Origin of the sequence: Pseudomonas sp. St29 (genome assembly GCF_001547915.1) — a bacterium.
Lineage (GTDB): Bacteria > Pseudomonadota > Gammaproteobacteria > Pseudomonadales > Pseudomonadaceae > Aquipseudomonas.
On sequence record NZ_AP014628.1, the window covers coordinates 783,204 to 802,198 of the forward strand.

The 18,995-nt window shown below is 64.7% G+C and carries 17 protein-coding genes and 2 pseudogenes; 8 read left to right on the top strand and 11 right to left on the bottom strand.

Features of this window, described 5'->3' with window-relative positions; all coding sequences use genetic code 11:
- Nucleotides 1-175: 175 nt before the first annotated feature.
- The 3 genes from PST29_RS03475 to PST29_RS03485 are packed head-to-tail and all read left to right on the top strand — an operon-like array spanning nt 176 to nt 1,114.
- Entirely contained in the window at nt 176-382 is a 207-nt protein-coding gene (locus PST29_RS03475; RefSeq protein WP_060837367.1) for a Flp family type IVb pilin, read from the top strand.
- A 57-nt stretch (nt 383-439) separates the two neighbouring features.
- Nucleotides 440-646 carry a Flp family type IVb pilin gene (locus tag PST29_RS03480; RefSeq protein WP_060837368.1) on the top strand — a complete coding sequence of 69 codons (207 nt, stop codon included), beginning with the start codon at nt 440-442 and terminating at the stop codon, nt 644-646.
- Between the two features lie 54 nt (nt 647-700).
- Nucleotides 701-1,114: a response regulator gene (locus tag PST29_RS03485; protein ID WP_060837369.1), complete on the top strand. Its 414-nt coding sequence runs from the start codon at nt 701-703 to the stop codon at nt 1,112-1,114.
- A 135-nt stretch (nt 1,115-1,249) separates the two neighbouring features.
- Here the strand turns inward: PST29_RS03485 and PST29_RS03490 are convergent, their stop codons facing one another.
- Together PST29_RS03490 and PST29_RS03495 are read right to left on the bottom strand one after the other, a co-directional pair.
- Nucleotides 1,250-2,926, bottom strand: coding sequence for a ShlB/FhaC/HecB family hemolysin secretion/activation protein (locus PST29_RS03490; RefSeq protein WP_060837370.1), 1,677 nt, complete (start codon nt 2,924-2,926; stop codon nt 1,250-1,252).
- Nucleotides 2,927-3,115: 189 nt separating this feature from the next.
- On the bottom strand, nt 3,116-4,636 hold the full coding sequence (locus PST29_RS03495; protein ID WP_060842382.1) for a collagen-like triple helix repeat-containing protein: 1,521 nt from the start codon (nt 4,634-4,636) through the stop codon (nt 3,116-3,118).
- Nucleotides 4,637-5,049: 413 nt separating this feature from the next.
- Between PST29_RS03495 and PST29_RS03500 the strand changes: the two genes are divergently transcribed.
- Entirely contained in the window at nt 5,050-5,499 is a 450-nt protein-coding gene (locus tag PST29_RS03500; RefSeq protein ID WP_060837372.1) for a DMT family transporter, read from the top strand.
- A 7-nt stretch (nt 5,500-5,506) separates the two neighbouring features.
- On the opposite strand, the gene PST29_RS03505 is transcribed toward PST29_RS03500, so the two are convergent.
- Both PST29_RS03505 and PST29_RS03510 read right to left on the bottom strand, forming a co-directional pair.
- Nucleotides 5,507-6,361, bottom strand: a complete 855-nt coding sequence (locus PST29_RS03505; RefSeq protein ID WP_060837373.1) for a MaoC family dehydratase — start codon at nt 6,359-6,361, stop codon at nt 5,507-5,509.
- 2 nt (nt 6,362-6,363) lie between these two features.
- Complete coding sequence (locus PST29_RS03510) at nt 6,364-7,716, bottom strand: 3-oxoacyl-ACP reductase (protein WP_060842383.1); 1,353 nt, start codon at nt 7,714-7,716, stop codon at nt 6,364-6,366.
- Nucleotides 7,717-7,849: 133 nt separating this feature from the next.
- Here PST29_RS03510 and PST29_RS03515 point away from each other — a divergent pair, with 133 nt between their 5' ends.
- Nucleotides 7,850-9,127 (top strand): acetyl-CoA C-acetyltransferase, encoded by a 1,278-nt coding sequence (locus PST29_RS03515; RefSeq protein ID WP_060842384.1) that lies wholly within the window; start codon nt 7,850-7,852, stop codon nt 9,125-9,127.
- A 74-nt stretch (nt 9,128-9,201) separates the two neighbouring features.
- Here the strand turns inward: PST29_RS03515 and PST29_RS32660 are convergent, their stop codons facing one another.
- Nucleotides 9,202-9,969 carry a methyl-accepting chemotaxis protein gene (locus PST29_RS32660; RefSeq protein ID WP_370059466.1) on the bottom strand — a complete coding sequence of 256 codons (768 nt, stop codon included), beginning with the start codon at nt 9,967-9,969 and terminating at the stop codon, nt 9,202-9,204.
- Between the two features lie 90 nt (nt 9,970-10,059).
- A pseudogene (locus PST29_RS32665) lies at nt 10,060-11,148 on the bottom strand (cache domain-containing protein); the annotation flags it as partial.
- Nucleotides 11,149-11,581: 433 nt separating this feature from the next.
- Here PST29_RS32665 and PST29_RS03525 point away from each other — a divergent pair.
- Nucleotides 11,582-12,478, top strand: a complete 897-nt coding sequence (locus PST29_RS03525; RefSeq protein WP_060837377.1) for a PA4780 family RIO1-like protein kinase — start codon at nt 11,582-11,584, stop codon at nt 12,476-12,478.
- A gap of 215 nt (nt 12,479-12,693) precedes the next feature.
- Here the strand turns inward: PST29_RS03525 and cueR are convergent, their stop codons facing one another.
- The 3 genes from cueR to PST29_RS03540 all read right to left on the bottom strand — a co-directional run bounded on the left by cueR (nt 12,694) and on the right by PST29_RS03540 (nt 16,027).
- On the bottom strand, nt 12,694-13,098 hold the full coding sequence (gene cueR, locus PST29_RS03530; RefSeq protein WP_060837378.1) for a Cu(I)-responsive transcriptional regulator: 405 nt from the start codon (nt 13,096-13,098) through the stop codon (nt 12,694-12,696).
- Nucleotides 13,095-15,491: a heavy metal translocating P-type ATPase gene (locus PST29_RS03535; RefSeq protein ID WP_060842386.1), complete on the bottom strand. Its 2,397-nt coding sequence runs from the start codon at nt 15,489-15,491 to the stop codon at nt 13,095-13,097. Before PST29_RS03535 ends, cueR begins: the two co-directional genes overlap by 4 nt.
- Nucleotides 15,492-15,643: 152 nt before the next feature.
- Complete coding sequence (locus PST29_RS03540; protein ID WP_016966707.1) at nt 15,644-16,027, bottom strand: hypothetical protein; 384 nt, start codon at nt 16,025-16,027, stop codon at nt 15,644-15,646.
- 145 nt (nt 16,028-16,172) lie between these two features.
- On the opposite strand from PST29_RS03540, the gene PST29_RS03545 reads away from it, so the two are divergent.
- Nucleotides 16,173-16,370 (top strand): heavy-metal-associated domain-containing protein, encoded by a 198-nt coding sequence (locus PST29_RS03545; protein WP_060842387.1) that lies wholly within the window; start codon nt 16,173-16,175, stop codon nt 16,368-16,370.
- A gap of 93 nt (nt 16,371-16,463) precedes the next feature.
- On the top strand, nt 16,464-17,660 hold the full coding sequence (locus PST29_RS03550) for a multidrug effflux MFS transporter (RefSeq protein WP_060837381.1): 1,197 nt from the start codon (nt 16,464-16,466) through the stop codon (nt 17,658-17,660).
- A 1-nt stretch (nt 17,661) separates the two neighbouring features.
- Here the strand turns inward: PST29_RS03550 and PST29_RS32210 are convergent, their stop codons facing one another.
- Nucleotides 17,662-17,838 (bottom strand): hypothetical protein, encoded by a 177-nt coding sequence (locus PST29_RS32210; protein WP_164990742.1) that lies wholly within the window; start codon nt 17,836-17,838, stop codon nt 17,662-17,664.
- 144 nt (nt 17,839-17,982) lie between these two features.
- A pseudogene (locus tag PST29_RS03555) lies at nt 17,983-18,995 on the bottom strand (zinc-binding alcohol dehydrogenase family protein).

The following is an 18,995-nucleotide window of genomic DNA, read 5'->3' on the forward strand; positions in this document are numbered from 1 at the left end:
CAGGCTGCTCTCAATTGGAGGAGAGTTTTTGGTGTCAGCCTTCCAATTAATACTTAGTGATTAATCCGTTCTTACAGTTGCTGGTCGCCACTTTGTTGACAATGCTCAAGTTGCACCGGGGAATCGTGTTCCGGTGCGCTTGCATCGGCGCCCTCTGGCGCCCAGGAGAACTAGGATGATCCTTCAATATTTGTGGCTCAGGGCGCGCCTGTTTTTTGACCGTACCGACGGCGCTTCGGCGATCGAGTACGCGATTGTGGTGGCCATGGTTGCGGTTGTGGTGGTGGCGTTCGTGACCCCTCTGGGCAATCGGGTACTGGCCATTTTCAACAACGTTCTGGTTGCCCTGGGAGGAGCCACGGTCACTCGTCCAGTTCCATGATTCAACGCATGAGTGCTTCGCCGGCTGTAGCTGCGATCGATAAATCGGAGGTGCTTCATGCTGCTTGACTACCTGCTGCTTCGCTTGCGTCTGTTCCTGGCCAGAACCCACGGCGCATCGGCCATCGAGTACGCGATCGTGGTGGCCATGGTTGCCGTGGTCGTGGTGGTGTTCGTGACGCCGATGGGTGACCGGGTCCTGGCCATCTTCAACAACATCCTCGTTGCCATGGGAGGTGCCACGGTTACCCGCCCCGTGCCTTGAGACCGGCGATTGCTCCTGTGAAGGCCGTCGGACAGTCAGTTCAAGGTAATGTCGATGAATAGTGCTTCCCCCCCACGCCAGCAACTGCTTCTGGTCGACGATGAAGAAGACGCGCTGCTGGAACTCACCGAGCTGCTGGAAGGTGAGGGCTTCTGTTGCTTCACCGCAACTTCGGTGAAGCTGGCGCTGGAGCACCTCACCCGCCATCCGGACATCGCGCTGGTCATCACCGACCTGCGTATGCCGGAAGAAAGCGGCTTGTCGTTGATCAAGCGCCTGCGTGAACACACCTCGCGACAGCATCTGCCGGTCATCGTCATGTCCGGCCATGCCGATATGGACGACGTCAGCGATCTGCTGCGCCTGCAGGTACTCGACCTGTTCCGCAAGCCGATCTATCACGTGCGCCTGCTGGAAACCCTGAACAATCTGTTTCCCCAACCCCGGCTGCATATCGTCGGCCCCTGAGCGCCAGCGGCTTGCCGGTGCGCCAGCGGCACCTGTTGCAAACTCCACTCAAACTCCTGCGCGCCAAGGCCTTTGGCTGAGCCTTGGTGCGGGCAGGAAAAGGCCTGCAATGGCAGGCCCCGGTGCTGCGCGGGTTCACAGTTGGTAGCTGAAGCTCAGGGTGTAGCGCGGTCGGCGGTTGTAGGTGTCCAGGGCTTCATCGGACATCGGCTTGGCCGCCTCCAGGGCGATGTTGTAGTGCTTGGCATCGCCGAAGCGCACCCCCAGCGCCGCCGACGACAGATTGCTGCCCTTGACCGGCAACTGGTTGAACCAGGTCTTCGAGCGGTCCAGCACTACATAGGGCTGCAGCACCCGCACCCAGGGGCCTTCGCGGTTGAAGCTGTAGTTCACCTCGTAGGCGACGCCCCAGCCCTTGTCGCCGGTGGCCTGGTCATCGGGGTAGCCGCGAGCGAAGTTCTGGCCACCGAAGCTGGCTCGTTCACTGTCGGGCAGGTTGTCCGCGCTCCAGTACAGGGCGCCGGAAAGCACTCCTTGCCAGTTGTCGAAGAAGCGGTCGCTCTGTACCCCCGCCAGGCGCAGGCGGAAGAAGTCCAGGTCATAGAGTTCGTTGTTGGTGTTGGCCCCCATGCTGTCCAGGCCGCGGTACAGGCCGGCGCTGAGAATCCGCAATTGCCGTGGATCGGATTTGCTCCAGTCGCCTTCCAGTGCCAGGGCGCGGATATCGGTTTTTTCTTCCAGGGTCAGAGGGCTGTTACTGACCCGGTAGCGGGTCTTGTCGTTCACCGCATACAGGCGTGTTCCGACGCTGAGCATCTCATTGGGCGAGGCGATGAAGGGGTGGCTGACGCCGATGGAAAAACGGTCGTTCTCGCGATGGGGTTCCAGCTCCAGGCCGTTGCTCAATTGCACGTTGCTACGCGGATCGCTGCGGTAGCGTGCTCCGTAGAGATTCAGTTGCGTGCCTTCCGAGCCCAGCAACTGGCTGTAGTCCAGGCGGTAGTAGTGCTCCTTGTCCTTGCCGGGCGGGAACAGGCCGCTGAGGCTGAGTTGTTCGCCCCAGGCGGTTTGCGAATTGCTGATGATGCCCACCAGGGCCTGCAGGCCGTTGCGGTTGTCATCGGTGCTGTTGAGGGTGGTGGTGATGGATTTGCGACTGGCCACCGCCACCAGCCGGGTCGCGCCGTCAGTGGTTCCGGGCGGCGGCACCACCGCTTGCAGCGTCACCCCGGGTACCCGGCTCATCAGGGTGGTGTAGCGCTCGAAAGTCTTGCGGGTCAGTGGGCGCTCGGCCTTGAGCTTGCTCACCAGTTTGTCCAGGTAGGCCGACACCGGGCCGATATCGCCCTGCAGCTGGTAGTCCTTGATATAGCCTTCGACCAGTACCACCCGCAGCACGCCCTGATCGAAGCTCTGTTGCGGCATGAAGGCGTAGGACAGCAGGTAGCCGTCGTTCTGGTAGCGCCGGGTGATGTCGCGGGTGGCCTCGATCAATTGACTGAAGCTGGTTTCGTGACCGATCAGCGGCTGGTAGACGGCCGCCAGTTGTTCCAGGGGATAGACGGTGCCGCCTTCGATCTGCACCTGGCGCACCGTGACCTTGGTCCCCATCATCAGGGGCTGTTGCCCCTGGGGGGCTGCGGGTTGCTCGGGCGTCTGCAACTGCGGAGTGGCCGGACGATAGGCGTCCACTGGCAAGTTGGGCTGGGGCAGGTTATTGATGCTGTCGTTGCTGTTGAGAAAGCGGGGAAGGGTGTCGGCGTAAGCGGAGGTGCAGCATCCAATCAACAACAAACTGGCCAATGTGCGCATAGGACACTCCATGGTCAAACTGCGGTGGCGCCAATAGTCCTCATACCTGGCGTTGTTCAGGGTCTTGGCCTTGATCGCACGCCGGGATGCCATGCTCTGGATAAAAAAAGCGAGAGATTCATCTGAATCCCTCGCTCTCAACCAAGCGTAGGCGCTGTAGGTAAGGCCGTCGAATCGGCCAGGTGCAATTTATTTCCTGGTGCCGCCCAGAGCGCCGGTCAGGCCACCCAGCACTCCACCCAGGCCGCCGTTGACGGTGGTTCCGGCCGAGGCGCTGCCGCTTGCGCTGGCGCCGACATTCAGGCCACCGAGCAGGCCGCCGCTGGGGGCTGTACCGCCGTTGACCAGGCCACCGACCGAGGCCACGGTTGAGCCCAGTGCACCGAGGGTGCCGCCCAGGGCAGTGCCAACCTGGTTGCCGGTGCTGTTGCCAGCAATGGTGCTGCCCACGTTGCTGACCGCGCCTCCCACTTGACCCAGCAGGCTGCCGGCCTGAGCGCCAATTCCGGTGGCGGCGCCTACTTGCTGAGTCAGGCCGGTGACCGAACTGGTGACCGGGTTCAGCGCCGAGCCCAGGCTCACGCCGACACTGGCCAGGGGCGCGGTGACCACCAGATTGGGTGTACCGCTGCCGCCCAGAGCACCGCCGACCGAGGCGATCAGGCCGCCAACCGCGCCGCCGGTGACACCGCCCGCACTGACCGTACCGTTGCTGTTTCCTGTATTCACACCGTTGCTCAGGTTGGCCACGGCACCGCCGACGGTTTCCAGCAAACCGTTGCTACCGACAGTTGAGCCGGTACCGGAACCGCTTCCCGAGCCGCCCAGATAGCCACCGGCGCGGCCCACCGCATTGCTGGTATTGCTCAGGGCATTGCCCAGCAGGTCGGTCACAGGGTTGCCGTCGCCGGAGTCACTGACGGCATTGCCGGAGCTGTCCACCGCCTGGGCCACGCCGTTGAGCAGGCCTTTGACCGGTGCGCCGAGCCCTGTCGCGCTGCCGGCTTTACCAGTCACACCCTCCGCCAGGCTGACGACGGGCACCAGCACCTTGTCGCCCACGCCATCGGTCAGGGTGCCCACCGGGCCGTTGCTGGTGACTGTGCTCAAGGTATTGCCGAGCATGGTCACTCGGGCGCCGACGCCACCGACCACCGGTGCCACACGAGTCACCACGCCTCCTACCAGTGGAACACTCTGGGTCGTGGTGGCCAGTTTGCCGCTGAGGTCGGTGACCCCGGTGCCCACATCGCCGACGACGTTGCCGACGGTGGCCGTGGTTTTACTCAGCGCCTTGGGATCGGTGCCCAGCTTGCCGAGGCCGCCGGTCAAGCCTTGGCCCACGGTATCGACCACGTTGCCCGCAGTATTGACTGCGCTTTGTGCGACAGCGCCGACGACTGGAACCGCTGCCAGGGAGGTCCCAAGATCGCTGACCCCGGTACCGACGCCACTGACGGTGGTGCCAAGGTCGGACACCAGGCTGCTGGTGGTCAGTGTCCCTGTGGTGCCGCCGGTACCACCCGTACCACCTGTGCCACCTGTGCCGCCGCCCGTGCCACCGGTACCGCCACTGCTGCCGCCGGCGCTGGTCGTCGATGAACTGCTGCCTCCGCTCTTGTGACCGCCACCGCCGCTGCAGCCGGTCAGGCCGAGAGTCAGGGCCAAGGCCAATGCGGTACATGCTTTCCATCCAATTTGAGTGTTCATGATCGTTATCCCTGCACCTATTACAACGTTCGTTGTCTTCGACAGTTCTCCAGTTCTTGTGCTGGAGATACTTTCGTCCGTTGAGTACATAAGAGGCGCAAGAAGAAATTTGAACAATTATGAACTTGGTATTAATGACTTATATCTTGCTGTTTTTTCTCCTGATAAGTGGCTAGTCTGAAAGTATGGGTGGGGAGGTTGTTTGTTTTAATGGTGTTATTAATCAATGGCTTGTAGTTTGCGCGTGAGTGTGTGGGTAGGGCGTGAAACTAAAGTTATATATATACAATTAATGGGTTTTATTTGAGCGAAAGGCCGGGAGACGGCAGTTTATTTGCGGCTTAGTTGGCTTCGCAGACTTTCCGTTTGAGCCTGGCTTATAATGCGCGACCGAAATTCCCTTGGAGTCCGTGATGCTGAGCCCAGTCTGGTGGCTGCTGTGCCTGCCGTTCTTTGCCGGGGCCTTTCTGGCCTTGCAAGCCGGAATCAACGGTCAGTTGGCCAAGCAGGTCGGCGGGGTACTGGCCGCTGCATTGATTTCATTTTTCGTCGGCACCCTGGCCTTGTTGATCCTGGTGCTGGCGCAGCGCGAGATGCCTGCGCTGAGCGCCCTCAGGGGCCTGACCTGGTGGCACTGGTGCGGTGGTTTGCTGGGGGTGTTTTTCATCACCACCGCCGCATTTGCCGGGCCACGGATCGGTGCCTTGCTGTTCATGGCACTGGTGCTGGCCGGCCAGTTGAGCATGGCTCTGGCCCTGGATCACTTTGGCTGGGTGGGGTTTCGCGAGGCGCCGGTCAGCCTCGGCAAGATCGCCGGACTGCTGCTGATCGTCATTGGCGTGGTGCTGATTCGTCGAGGCTGAGCGCGCGTCAGGCGATCGGTCGCCAACCTCCCTGCATGTGCTGCAGATCGCCGTTGCCAAGTAGTTGCAGTTCACCGCTGGACCCCGCCGCGCTGGCCAGCAAGCGCACTTCACCGGGCAGCAGCAGCGGCTTCAGGAATTGCACCGTCACCTCGATGTTGGCGGCCGGCAAGGTGTCGCTCAGGGCCGCCAGGGCTCGCGCCTTGTTCCACAGACCATGGGCGATGGCTCGGGGGAAGCCGAACAGGCGGGCGCTCCAGGCACTGAGATGAATCGGGTTGTAGTCGCCGGAAACCCGGGCGTAACGCCGGCCGATATCGCTCTGGGCCTGCCAGCGACTGACTTCGTTCAAACCCAGCCCAGACATCGACGGCAGGGCGCCGGGCTCGCCCGGCACTTGCACACCCCGACAGAGCATGCGGCTTTCGGCTTCCCAGAGCGGCCCCAGCAGATCGTCGACCGTGGTCAGCAGATCGAACACCGCGCCCTTGGCGTGAGGTTGCAGGTTGCCCGCCCGAACGGCGACTCGCACGCTGCCGACATTGCCCATGGGGCGCAGAATGCGGATCCGGTTGGCCAGATGAATCAGCCCCAAGAGGGGGAAAGGAAACGCCGGGTCGGTGAGCAATTGCATCTGCAACGCAAAGGCCAGCACATGGGGATAGGTGGCGGGCAGCAGGCCGTTGTCGAGGTAACCGCACACCTGGCGATAGGCCTCCAGCCGGCGCGGCTCGACGCTGATCCAACAGCGCAGGCCCTGCTCCGGCAACGGCGTGTTCTTGATCCCGCGACGCAGCGCGGCCTTGAGGAACAGCGGGGGCAGGGAGGCGGGCAGGTGCAGATCGTGCCAGTGGTTGCTCATCGTCAGGCTCCCAGGAGGCTTTGGCCGCAGACCCGCAAGGCTTGTCCGCTGATCGCGCCACTGCCCGGCTGGGCGAGCCAGGCCACCGCCTCGGCGACATCCTGGGGCAGGCCGCCCTGGCCCAGGGCGCTCATACGTCGCCCGGCCTCGCGCAGGGCGAAGGGCACCCTGGCGGTCATCTGAGTCTCGATGAAGCCCGGGGCCACGGCATTGATGCTGATGTTCCGGGGCTGCAGCGCTGGCGCCCAGGACTGGGCCAGGCCGATCAGTCCGGCCTTGCTGGCGGCGTAGTTGGTCTGCCCGCGGTTGCCGGCAATGCCGCTGATGGAGGCCAGCAGGATCACCCGCCCGTGGTCATGCAGGCGCCCGCTGTCGAGCAGGGCCTGGGTCAGCACCTGGGGAGCGTTGAGATTCACCGCCAGCACCGCATCCCAGAACTCCGCGGTCATGTTGGCCAGGGTCTTGTCCCGGGTGATGCCGGCGTTGTGCACCAGGATGTCGAGTCCGTCCGGAAGCTGTTCGAGTAACTGGGTTGCGGCGTCCGCGGCACAGATATCCAGGGTGATGGCCTGTCCGCCGAGGCGCGCGGCCAGGGTTTCCAGGTCGACCTTGGCTTGGGGCACATCCAGCAACAGCACCTGGGCGCCATCACGGGCCAGGGTTTCGGCGATGGCCGCGCCAATGCCCCGCGCCGCGCCGGTGACCAGGGCCCTGCGCCCGGCTAGCGGGCGGCTCCAGTCCTGGACCTGGACGGCGCAGGGCTGCAAGCGCAGAACCTGTCCGGAAACGAAAGCGCTCTTGGGCGACAGAAAGAAGCGCAGCGCCCCCTCCAACTGGTCCTCGGCTCCGTGGCCGACATACAGCAACTGCAGGGTGGCGCCGTTGCGCAGTTCCTTGGCCAGGGAGCGGCTGAAACCTTCCAGGGCACGCTGGGCGCTGGCGGCGAAGGGCGTATCGAGGGTTTCCGGGGCCCGGCCGAGGATCAGCAGGTGGGCGCAGGGTTCGAGGCTTCTCAGCAGCGGCTGGAAGAATTCCCGCAGTTGCTTGAGCTGATCGGTGTGGCGCAGTTCGCTGGCATCGAACACCACCGCCTTGAGCCTGGGACCGTGCCCGGGAATCCACGGTGTGGCCAGGGCCGGATCGCAGCCGTAGCTGTAGATCGAGTCGGTCAGGCGCGGGGCCAGGCTGCTCACCTGCTGGGCCAGGGGTCCGCCGCCCACCAGCAAGGCGCCCTCGATGGGCCGCAGGCGTCCGGCCTGCCAGCGTTCCAGGCGCACCGGCGACGGCAGGCCAAGGGCGCCCACCAGGCGTTGGCCGATGGATGAATTGGCGAAGTCGATATAACGGTCGGACATGGAACGCACTCCATTGGCTGGGGTTCAAAGTGTGGACCATGAATGGCTCCGAGTCGTTCGATCAGCCAGAAGCCTCCTACGCTAGAGGGGGACCTACTCACCGCAGTCGCACTCACAGAACAGGGAGCTCTCCATGACACAACTGCGTCGCGTGGCGATTATTGGCGGTAACCGCATCCCCTTTGCCCGTTCCAACGGGCCCTATGCCACGGCCAGTAACCAGGCCATGCTCACCGCCGCCCTCGAAGGCCTGATCGAGCGCTACAACCTGCATGGCCTGCGTATCGGCGAGGTGGTGGCCGGGGCCGTGCTCAAGCACTCCCGGGATTTCAACCTGACCCGCGAATGCGTGCTGGGCTCGCGGCTGGCGCCCACCACGGCGGCCTACGACATCCAGCAAGCCTGCGGCACCGGCCTGGAGGCGGCGTTGCTGGTGGCCAACAAGATTGCCCTGGGGCAGATCGACTGCGGCATCGCCGGCGGTGTCGACACCACCTCGGACGCACCGATCGGGGTCAACGAAGGGCTGCGCCAGATTCTGCTGCAGGCCAATCGGGCCCGGAGCATCGGTGACAAGCTCAAGATCCTCCTGCAACTGCGACCCCATCACCTCAAACCGGAACTGCCGCGCAACGGCGAGCCGCGCACCGGCTTGTCCATGGGCGAGCATTGCGAGCAGATGGCCAAGACCTGGAGCATCGGCCGCGGCGAACAGGACCAACTGGCCCTGGAAAGCCACCAGAAAATGGCCGCGGCCTATGCCGAAGGCTGGCATGACGATCTGCTCACTCCCTTTCTCGGCCTGACCCGGGACAACAACCTGCGCCCGGACCTGAGCCTGGAAAAACTCGCCAGCCTCAAGCCGGCCTTCGACTACAGCGGCCAGGGCACCCTCACCGCCGGCAACTCCACGCCGCTGACCGATGGCGCGTCCCTGGTGCTGCTGGGCAGTGAGCAATGGGCCAGGGAACGCGGCCTGCCGATCCTGGCCTACCTGCGTGACGGCGAGGCGGCGGCGGTGGACTTCGTCAAGGGGGCCGAAGGGCTGTTGATGGCGCCGGTGTACGCCGTACCGCGCCTGCTGGCGCGCAATGGCCTGAGCCTGCAGGACTTCGACTACTACGAAATCCACGAAGCCTTCGCCGCCCAGGTGCTGTGCACCCTCAAGGCCTGGGAAGATCCGCAGTACTGCCAGACCCGCCTGGGCCTGGGGGCGCCCCTGGGCAGCATCGATCGCGCCCGGCTCAACGTCAAAGGCAGCTCCCTGGCGGCGGGGCATCCGTTTGCCGCCACCGGCGGGCGCATCGTCGCCAACCTGGCGAAGTTGCTGAGTGTGGCAGGGCAGGGGCGCGGGCTGATTTCGATTTGTGCTGCGGGTGGGCAGGGCGTGACGGCGATCATCGAACGCTGATGTTCGCCGGCCAGCCGGCTCCTACAGAGGCAAGTCGCCCATCCGCAGGAGCCGGCTGGCCGGCGAAAAGACCCTCAAGTCTTGAAGCGCCGCACCAGGGCGTCCAGCTCATTGGACAACCCCGCCAGGCTCTGGGAATCCAGGCGTGCCGAGTTCGCCAGTTCCGCCACCAACTGCGCATCGCCATGGATCTGGCTGATGTGCCGGTTGATGTCTTCCGCCACCTGATGCTGCTCTTCGGCGGCGGTGGCGATCTGGGTGTTCATGTCGCGGATCACGTCCACCGATTCGCGGATCTGCCCGAAGCTGTTGCGCGCCAGGCCGATGCGGTTCACCGACTGCTGGGACACTTCCAGACTGGCGTGCATCTGCTGGGTCACGGCGCTGGTGCGCTTGGCCAGGTTGCCCAGCAGCCCGTCGATCTCGGCGGTGGAGTCGGCGGTGCGCTTGGCCAGGGCCCGCACTTCATCGGCCACCACGGCAAAGCCGCGGCCCTGCTCACCGGCCCGGGCGGCCTCGATGGCGGCGTTGAGGGCCAGCAGGTTGGTCTGTTCGGCGATCGAGCGGATGGTGCCGAGGATCGACTGGATATCGGTGCTGTCGCGCTCCAGCTGTTGCATCGATTGCGCCGACTGTTCGATCTCCTGGCTCAGGCGGTCGACGCTGTGCACCGCGTCGTCGATCTGCTGCTGGCCTTCCCGGGCCTGGCGCTGGCCACTGTCCGCCGACTCCGCGGCCTGGCTGCAGGAGCGGGCCACTTCGTTGGCAGTGGCGACCATTTCGTGGAACGCGGTGGACACCATGTCCACGGCTTCGCGCTGGCGCCCGGCGGCTTCAGCCATGTCGCTGGACACCTGGGTCGAGGAGTGGGAGGTGGCGAGAATCTTCTGCGCCGCCTGGCCGATGTGCTGGATCAGGCTGCGAATCGCCGAGAGGAACTGGTTGAACCAGTTGGCCAACTGCGCGGTTTCGTCATTGCCGCGAATGTTCAGGTTCTGGGTCAGGTCGCCTTCGCCCTGGGCAATGCCTTCCAGGCCGCTGGCCACGCCGCGGATCGGCCGCACGATGAGGCTGGCGAAGCTGGCGCCGAACACCGCGAACAGCACCGCCAGGACCCCGGCGATCACGGCGATGATCCAGGTCAGCTGGGTGGCCGAACCCATGACTTCGCTCTGCTTGATCAGGCCGATGAAGGTCCAGCCCAGCTGTTGCGAAGGCCAGACGTTGGCCATGTAGTGTTCGCCGCCCAGTTCCACTTGCACCAGGCCCTTGCCGGTCTTGGCCAGTTGCGCGTAACCCTCGCCGAGGCTGTCCAGGGCCTTGAAGTTGTGCTCCGGCTGCTTGGGGTCGACCAGTACCGTGCCGTTGTTTTCCATCAGCATCAGGTAGCCGGATTCGCCCAGCTTGATCTGCTTGACGATTTCGGTGAGCTGCTTGAGCGACACGTCGACCGCGACCACGCCGCCCTGGGGCCCTAGCTGGTTGGCCAGGGAGCGCACGGTGCTGACCAGCACCGCATCGTCCGGGGCCCAGTAGTACGCATCGGTGCGCAGGGTCTTGCCCGGGCTGGCCAGCGCGGCTTTGTACCAGGGGCGCACGCGCGGGTCGTAGTTGGCCAGCTTCAGGTCGGCGGGCCAGGAGACGTAGCCGCCGTTGCTCACGCCGTAGGACACATAGGCATAGGCGGGATGGCTGGCGGCCATGGCGGCGAACAGGTCGAAGATGCGCTTGTCCTGCTCGCCTTCCGGCACCTTGGCGGCATCGGCGCTCATCCAGGTCTTGAGGTCGCCGCCGGCCTGGGTGAGCAACGGTTGCGCCGCCAGGTAATCGATGTTCTGGCTGATGCCTTCGAAGAACAGCTGCATGGCGTTGGCCACTTGGCGGATCTCGCGGCTGCTGCCGTCGACAAAGGTGTTTTGCGCTTCGCTGCGCAGGTTGATCACCACCAGCGTGGCCACCAGCACCACGGGCAGGCAGGCAATGACGGCGAAGGCCCAGGTCAGTTTCTGTTTGATGTTCATCCGCGCTCCAGTTTTTTGTATGACCACGAAGTGCAGGCGACTCGCGGATTATTGGCAGATTGTGAGGTGGCGCTGATTGTCGTCCCTGTGGCTGAAGTCGAACCGCGGGCGGTCGAACCTTGGCCGGCGGCTGACGTCTTTATTGGATTGTCGGACAAACTCCCTGTCTCTCTGAGGGCTTCGGCTGGCGCCGAGCAATATTGAGCCGGCGGCGCAAAAAAAACGGGTCGCGGCGCGTCGGCGGCGAGGGCGTGCAAAGACACTGGCCGCTGCAGTCTTGGCTATGATCCCTGGCGGCGTCGATGGATTGATCTGGCACATTGAGTGCATTGCTGTCGCTCGCGGCTCGGCGGCCCTTTCCCGTGGTGGGAGGATTGCCGTATAACGAGTGACTTTCGCGTGTTTGGTAACAAGGGACCCACAATAAAAGCTGATGAAGACTCCAAAACGCATTGAACCCCTGATCGAAGACGGTCTGGTAGACGAGGTGCTGCGCCCACTCATGAGTGGTAAAGAGGCAGCTGTGTATGTGGTGCGCTGCGGCAACGAGCTACGTTGCGCCAAGGTCTACAAGGAGGCGAACAAACGCAGTTTCCGTCAGGCGGCGGAGTATCAGGAAGGGCGCAAGGTTCGTAACAGCCGTCAGGCGCGAGCCATGGCCAAGGGCTCGAAGTTCGGGCGCAAGGAGACCGAAGACGCTTGGCAGAACGCCGAAGTGGCGGCCTTGTTCCGCCTGGCCAACGCCGGGGTGCGGGTGCCCAAGCCGTTCGACTTTCTCGAAGGCGTGCTGCTGATGGAACTGGTGGCCGACGAATACGGCGATGCGGCGCCACGGCTCAACGATGTGGTGCTGGAACCGGACCAGGCCCGTGAGTATCACGCCTTCCTGATTTCCCAGATCGTGCTGATGTTGTGTACCGGGCTGGTGCACGGTGACCTGTCCGAGTTCAACGTGCTGCTGACACCGGACGGTCCGGTGATCATCGACCTGCCCCAGGCGGTGGACGCGGCAGGCAACAACCACGCGTTCAGCATGCTGGAGCGGGACGTGGGCAACATGGCGTCCTACTTCGGGCGATTCGCTCCGGAGCTCAAGCGCACCCGTTATGCCAAGGAAATGTGGGCCCTGTACGAGGCCGGCACCTTGCACCCGGGCAGTGTGCTGACCGGCGAGTTCGACGACCCCGAGGAACTGGCGGATGTCGGCAGCGTGATCCGCGAGATCGAAGCGGCACGTCTCGACGAGGAGCGCCGGCAGGCCGTGCGGGCGGCGGACGATGCGCCGCCAGGCAAATCCGAAGAACCACCGCCTCCGCCCTGGATGCAGTGATGGAATAAAAAAATCCGGCCTTGGCCGGATTTTTTATTCCTGCAAACTACCTGGCGCCTTGTAGCCGCTGCCGCAGGCTGCGCACGGCCCGAAGGGACGCGAGGATCTTGAGGGCGCCGAGGTTTTGCAAGGGATCGCCAAGCAAGGCCCTGCTGGCCTTTTCGCAGCCTCGCCAGGGCTCGGCAGCGGCTACAGAGATCGCTTCTTGCAAGTACTCAGGACCCGCAACAACTGCCCGAAGCCAGTTCCTTGAGGATCGGGCAGTCCGGGCGGTGGTCGCCGTGGCAGTGCTCCACCAGGTCCTGCAGGGTGTCGCGCAGCCCGGCCAGTTCACGGATCTTCTGGTTCAACTCGTCGATGTGCTGGCGCGCCAAGGCCTTCACATCGGCGCTGGCCCGCTGCCGGTCCTGCCACAGGGTCAGCAGCTTGCCCACTTCCTCCAGGGAAAAGCCCAGGTCCCGGGAACGCTTGATGAAGGCCAGGCTGTGCAGGTCTTCGTCGCCGTACAGGCGATAGCCGCTGTCACTGCGATGGGCCGGCTTGAGCAGGCCGATGGACTCGTAGTAACGGATCATCTTGGCGCTCAGGCCGCTCTTGCGCGCTGCTTGGCCGATGTTCATTCGGCGTTCTCCAGGTCTTTGGGTTTCCAGGTTTTCAACAGTAGCGCATTGCTCACCACGCTGACGCTGGACAGGGCCATGGCCGCGCCGGCCAGCACCGGATTGAGCAGGCCGAACGCCGCCAGCGGGATGCCGATCAGGTTGTAGACGAAGGCCCAGAACAGGTTCTGGCGGATCTTCGCGTAGGTCTTGCGGCTGATTTCCAGGGCCGCCGGGATCAAGCGTGGATCGCCACGCATCAGGGTGATGCCCGCCGCATGCATCGCCACGTCGGTCCCGCCGCCCATGGCAATGCCGATGTCGGCCGCCGCCAGGGCCGGGGCGTCGTTGATGCCGTCGCCGACCATGGCCACCACCCCGGTCTTTTTCAGCGCCGTTACCGTGGCGGCCTTGTCCGCCGGCAACACTTCGGCGTGCACGTCGTCGATGCCCAGGGCATCGGCCACCACCTTGGCGCTGCCACGGTTGTCGCCGGTCAGCAGGTGGCTGCTGATCTGCCGCGCGCGCAGTTGCTGCACCGCCTGCAAGGCGCCGGGCTTGAGCGTATCGCCAAAGGCGAACAGGCCCAGGACCCGGGATTGCGGGCTCTGCTCGATCAGCCAGGACAGGGTCCGGCCTTCGTGCTCCCAGTCCTTGGCCGCCTGGGCCAGGCTGCCCGGGTTCAGGCCGCACTCTTCCAGCAGGCGGCGATTGCCCAGGGCCAGTTGCCGGCCGTCCAGGGTGCCGGCGATGCCGCGTCCGGTCAGGGACTGGCTGGCGCTGACATCGGCCACTGGCAGTTGGCGTTCCTGGCACAGGTCCAGCACCGCCTTGGCCAGGGGGTGTTCACTGCCGCGTTGCAGGGCGCCGGCCAGTTGCAGCACGCTGTTGTCGTCGCCCTCCAGGGCCTGCATGTGGGCGATGCGCGGCGTGCCGGACGTCAGGGTGCCGGTCTTGTCGAAGACCACCGAGCTCACTTCGTGGGCCCGCTCCAGGGCTTCGGCGTCCTTGATCAGAATGCCGTGGCGGGCGGCCACGCCGGTGCCGGCCATGATCGCGGTGGGCGTGGCCAGGCCCAGGGCGCAAGGGCAGGCGATCACCAGCACGGCTACCGCATTGATCACTGCGGTTTCCAGGGGCGCGCCATAGAGCCACCAGCCCAACAGCGTGATCAGCGCCAGCACCAGCACGGTGGGCACGAACACCTGGCTGACCTTGTCCACCAGTTTCTGGATCGGTGCCTTGCCGGCCTGGGCGTCTTCCACCAGGCGAATGATCCGAGCCAGCACGGTTTCCGCGCCGAGGGCCAGGGTGCGTACCAGCAGGCGACCTTCGCCGTTGATGGCGCCGCCGGTGACCTTGTCCCCGGGCTGCTTGGGCACCGGCAGGCTTTCTCCGCTGATCAGCGCTTCGTCGGCATGGCTCTGGCCTTCGATGACTTCGCCGTCCACCGGGAAGCGCTCGCCGGGCTTGACCAGCACCAGGTCGTTCAGGCGCAGGGCGCTGATGGCGACTTCCTGCTCGCGCCCGTCGATGACCTGGATCGCCCGCTCGGGGCGCAGGGCTTCCAGGGCGCGGATGGCGCTGGCGGTCTGGCGCTTGGCGCGGCTTTCCAGGTACTTGCCCAGCAGCACCAGGGCGATCACCACCGCCGAGGCTTCGAAGTACAGGTGCGGCATGCTGCCGGTGGCGGCCGTGGCCCATTCATACAGGCTCAGGCCATAACCGGCACTGGTGCCCAGGGCCACCAGCAGGTCCATGTTGCCGCTGCCGGCGCGCACGGCTTTCCAGGCGGCGACATAGAAGCGTGCGCCGAAGATGAACTGCACCGGGGTGGCCAGGGCGAACTGGGCCCAGGCCGGGAGCATCCAGTGCAGGCCGAAGGGTTGTACCAGCATCGGCAGCACCAGGGGCAGGGCCAGGAGGATCGCCAGCGCCAGGCTCCAGCGCTCGCGGCGCAGGTGCTGCTGTTGCTCGTCGCCCTGTTTCTGCTCGGCTTGCCACCGGCTGGCGGAGTAGCCGGCCTGGGTCACGGCGTTGATCAGAAGCCCCGGGTCGACCTGCCCCAGCAGCTCGACGTGGGCGCGTTCGGTGGCCAGGTTGACGCTGGCGCTGCGCACCCCGGCAACCTTGTTCAAGGCCCGTTCGACGCGACCGGCGCAGGTCGCGCAGGTCATGCCGCCGATGGTCAATTCGACGGATTGCACCGGCACGCTGTAACCGGCATTTTCCACGGCTTGCAGCAGCGCCGGCAGGCTGTCCCCGGGGGCTTCGACCCGGGCCTGTTCCGTGGCCAGGTTGACGCTCACTGCACGGATACCGGCGACCTTGCCCAGGGCTCGCTCGACACGACCGGCGCAGCTGGCGCAGGTCATGCCGGCAATCGGCAGGTCGAAGGTGGTTGATTCAGGCATGGCTGACACTCCCTGTAAATGATGCCCACAGGATCAACCTTGCCATGCAGGCAAGGTCAAGCGGGCATTGCCAGGGTGCTTCATTTTGTCCCAGGGGGGCGTTGCAGCGCGCCTTGCGCGGGCTGGCGCAAGGCGTGTGGCGAGGCGGGGCTTCAGTATTCCAGGGCGGCGGGCTTGAGGTACATGCCCGAGGCGTTGCTGGCGATGCGGAACTTCAGTACATCGCCGGCCCGCAGGCTGATGTCCTGTGATCCCGGGGCAAGCATGCCGGGGTTGCAGCCCGGCGCCTGGCCCGGCAGCAGTTTCAGGCGCACGGACACCTTGCCCGGTGGCAGGTTGAAGGAGGCGCTCTGCTCCTGGAACAGCCGGCCGGCGAGCTGGTCCTGAAGGTACAGACCGATCTCGCAGGAGGTGGCGACTTCCAGCCGCTCCCGGGAAATGATCAGGACGCCGTAGTCTTCTCCTGCGGCCAGGGCCGGCGGCGCTGCCGCGAACAGACCAAGGAGGCCGACGAGGCTGAAAGTGGACCAGCGCATGGCTGAATCTCCTGCTGTGATGTCGTAAGACGTGCAGCTTGGCGGAGCGCGGCGCCGATTTCCAGCCCGGCAGATCAATCCGCAACTTGACCTTGCCACGGTGGCAAGGACAAGACTGCGTGCATCCCAATACAGGAGAAGCGTGATGCAAGTTTTCAATGTTCAAGGCATGTCCTGCGGCCACTGCGTGCGGGCCATCACTCAAGCCTTGCAAAGCAGGGATCCGGCGGCCACGGTGCGGGTCGATCTGGCGGCCAAGGAAGTGGGTGTCGAGAGTCGCCTGTCCAATGAAGAAGTGATCAGCCTGATCAGTGAGGAAGGCTATGCGGTCAAGGTTGCCTGAGTCTTTTTAATCGTTAGCGACCTATCGGAATGTTCAAGGCGTCCAAGCGCGGCTAGACTGTGCGCCCGCTGACCTACGCTTCGCCTGGATGCCATGAACCTGCGCACAATCCTGATTCTCGGTGCCTTGAGTGCCTTCGGCCCTTTGGCCATCGACTTCTACCTGCCGGCCTTTCCATCGATGGCCCTGGCTTTCGGCACCGATGAAAAACACGTCCAACTGACCCTGGCAGCCTATTTCCTCGGCCTGTCCATCGGCCAGCTGGCCTATGGCCCGGTGGCCGACCGTTTTGGCCGGCGCCTGCCCCTGCTGGCTGGCGTGGGGCTGTTCACCCTGGCCTCCGTGGCCTGCGCCTATGCCCCCAACCTGGAGTGGCTGATCGGTGCACGTTTTGTCCAGGCCCTGGGCGGCTGTGCCGGCATGGTGATTTCCCGCGCGGTGGTCAGCGACAAGTGCGACGCGGTGGGCTCGGCCAAGGTGTTCTCCCAACTGATGCTGGTGATGGGCCTGGCGCCGATCCTGGCGCCGATGCTCGGCGGCCTGCTGGTCAACCTGTATGGCTGGCAGTCGATCTTCATCATGCTCACGGTGTTCAGCGCCCTGTCCGGATTGGCGGTGGCCCTGGGCCTGCCGGAAAGCATGCCGGCCACGCGTCCGCGCCTGCCCTTGTCCGGAGCGCTGCGCCAGTACGGCCTGCTGCTGGCGGACCGGGTCTTTCTCGGTCACGCCCTGACCGGCGGCATCGCCATCGCCGGGATGTTTTCCTACATCGCCGGTTCGCCCTTTGTCTTTATCAAGCTCTACGGCGTGCCGGCGGAGCACTTTGGCTGGTTCTTCGGGATCAACGCCGGGGGCTTCATCCTGGTGGCGCAGATCAATGCGCGCCTGCTGGCCAAGCGCGGGCCGGCCTTTCTGCTGGCGCGCACGGTGTGGATCTACCTGGCGGCGGGCCTGACCCTGTTGGGAATCAGCGCCTTGCACACCAGCGCACTCTGGCCGCTGCTACTGCCGTTGTTCGTGTGCATCGCCAGCCTGGGCTGCATCATTCCCAACGCTGCGGCCTGTGCCATGAACGGCCAGGGCGCGCGGGCCGGCAGCGCGTCGGCGATGCTCGGTTGCCTGCAGTTCAGCGTGGCGGCGGGTGCCGCCTATCTGGTGGGGGTATTGCACGATGGCAGCGCCATGCCGATGGCCATGGTCATCTGCCTGTGCGGGGTTCTGGCGGTGAGCATGGCGGTCGTGACCCGGCGTTTGCAGAATGCCCGGGCCTTGAGAGCCGCCGAGCCTTGAGTCAGCCGACGGCGCGCTGAACCTGGGGAATCTGGTGGGGAGCTTGCAAGCGGGCCTGCAGGGTCTGGGTGAACGCCCGGGCTTCGGCCTCGCTGCGGAAAGTCACCGCGTGCTGATCCAGGCGTACCTGCCATTGGGAGCCTTGAGGGTGTGCCAGTTCTTTTATCAGGATCTTCATTGCTGACCTCCTAACGCTAAAAGAGTGCGGTGCAAGGGCTGCCAGTGTAGACCCGAATACGGTCACAAATATGACCGAAATCAACTCTCGGACTGACGGCGACCAACGAGCTTTTCTGCGCGATGGCCACCGTCCGCCAGGGCCTTAGAAACCTTCCAGAACGATCTTGCCCTTGGCCGTGCCGCTCTCCAGCACGGCATGGGCACGCCGCAGGTTGGCCGCGTTGATCTGGCCGAAATGCTCGCCCAGCGTGGTCTTCAGGGTGCCGGCGTCGATCAGCTCGGCGACCTTGTTGAGCAGCACATGCTGCTCTTGCATGTCGGCGGTTTCGAACAGCGAACGGGTGTACATGAACTCCCAGTGCAGCGACAGGCTCTTGCGCTTGAGCTTGGTCACATCGAGGCTTTTTGGGTCGTCGATCAGGGCCAGCTTGCCCTGGGGCGCCAGGGCCTCCACCAATTCATCGAGGTGAGCGTCGGTCTGGGTCAGGCTGGCCACGTGGGTCACCTGATGGATGCCGATGCGCTTGAGCTCGGCGCTCAGTGGCTGGCGGTGATCCACCACATGCTGGGCGCCAGCTCGCGGACCCAGGCCTGGGTCTGTTCCCGGGAGGCACTGCCGATCACCTTGAGGCCGGTCAGTTGCCGGGCCAGTTGGGTGAGAATCGAACCGACCCCGCCGGCGGCGCCGACAATCAGCAGGCTCTGGCCCTGGTCGCTGCGGTCCTGGCTGATCTGCAGGCGTTCGAACAGCAGCTCCCAGGCGGTGATCGCGGTCAGCGGCAGGGCCGCGGCTTCGGCAAAGCCCAGGCTCTTGGGCATATGGCCGACGATGCGTTCATCCACCGTATGCAATTGGCTGTTGCCGCCGGCCCGGGCAATGGAGCCGGCGTAGAACACCCGGTCGCCGACCTTGAACAGGCTGACCTCGCTGCCCACGGCCTTGACCACGCCGGCCACGTCCCAGCCCAGCACCTTGGCGGCGCCGCCTTCGGGCTGGACGTTCTGGCGCACTTTGGTGTCCACCGGGTTGACCGAGATGGCCTTGACCTCCACCAGCAGGTCGCGAGGGCCGGCCACCGGCTCGGGCAGTTCGATGTCTTGCAGGGACTTGGGGTCGTCGATCGGCAGGGAGGCGTAGTAGGCGATGGCTTTCAT

Coding starts and splice junctions, on each gene's coding strand:
- PST29_RS03475 (WP_060837367.1), top strand. CDS start 176: ATGATCCTTCAATATTTGTGGCTCAGGGCGCGCCTGTTTTTTGACCGT.
- PST29_RS03480 (WP_060837368.1), top strand. CDS start 440: ATGCTGCTTGACTACCTGCTGCTTCGCTTGCGTCTGTTCCTGGCCAGA.
- PST29_RS03485 (WP_060837369.1), top strand. CDS start 701: ATGAATAGTGCTTCCCCCCCACGCCAGCAACTGCTTCTGGTCGACGAT.
- PST29_RS03490 (WP_060837370.1), bottom strand. CDS start 2,926: ATGCGCACATTGGCCAGTTTGTTGTTGATTGGATGCTGCACCTCCGCT.
- PST29_RS03495 (WP_060842382.1), bottom strand. CDS start 4,636: ATGAACACTCAAATTGGATGGAAAGCATGTACCGCATTGGCCTTGGCC.
- PST29_RS03500 (WP_060837372.1), top strand. CDS start 5,050: ATGCTGAGCCCAGTCTGGTGGCTGCTGTGCCTGCCGTTCTTTGCCGGG.
- PST29_RS03505 (WP_060837373.1), bottom strand. CDS start 6,361: ATGAGCAACCACTGGCACGATCTGCACCTGCCCGCCTCCCTGCCCCCG.
- PST29_RS03510 (WP_060842383.1), bottom strand. CDS start 7,716: ATGTCCGACCGTTATATCGACTTCGCCAATTCATCCATCGGCCAACGC.
- PST29_RS03515 (WP_060842384.1), top strand. CDS start 7,850: ATGACACAACTGCGTCGCGTGGCGATTATTGGCGGTAACCGCATCCCC.
- PST29_RS32660 (WP_370059466.1), bottom strand. CDS start 9,969: ATGGCTGAAGCCGCCGGGCGCCAGCGCGAAGCCGTGGACATGGTGTCC.
- PST29_RS03525 (WP_060837377.1), top strand. CDS start 11,582: ATGAAGACTCCAAAACGCATTGAACCCCTGATCGAAGACGGTCTGGTA.
- cueR (WP_060837378.1), bottom strand. CDS start 13,098: ATGAACATCGGCCAAGCAGCGCGCAAGAGCGGCCTGAGCGCCAAGATG.
- PST29_RS03535 (WP_060842386.1), bottom strand. CDS start 15,491: ATGCCTGAATCAACCACCTTCGACCTGCCGATTGCCGGCATGACCTGC.
- PST29_RS03540 (WP_016966707.1), bottom strand. CDS start 16,027: ATGCGCTGGTCCACTTTCAGCCTCGTCGGCCTCCTTGGTCTGTTCGCG.
- PST29_RS03545 (WP_060842387.1), top strand. CDS start 16,173: ATGCAAGTTTTCAATGTTCAAGGCATGTCCTGCGGCCACTGCGTGCGG.
- PST29_RS03550 (WP_060837381.1), top strand. CDS start 16,464: ATGAACCTGCGCACAATCCTGATTCTCGGTGCCTTGAGTGCCTTCGGC.
- PST29_RS32210 (WP_164990742.1), bottom strand. CDS start 17,838: ATGAAGATCCTGATAAAAGAACTGGCACACCCTCAAGGCTCCCAATGG.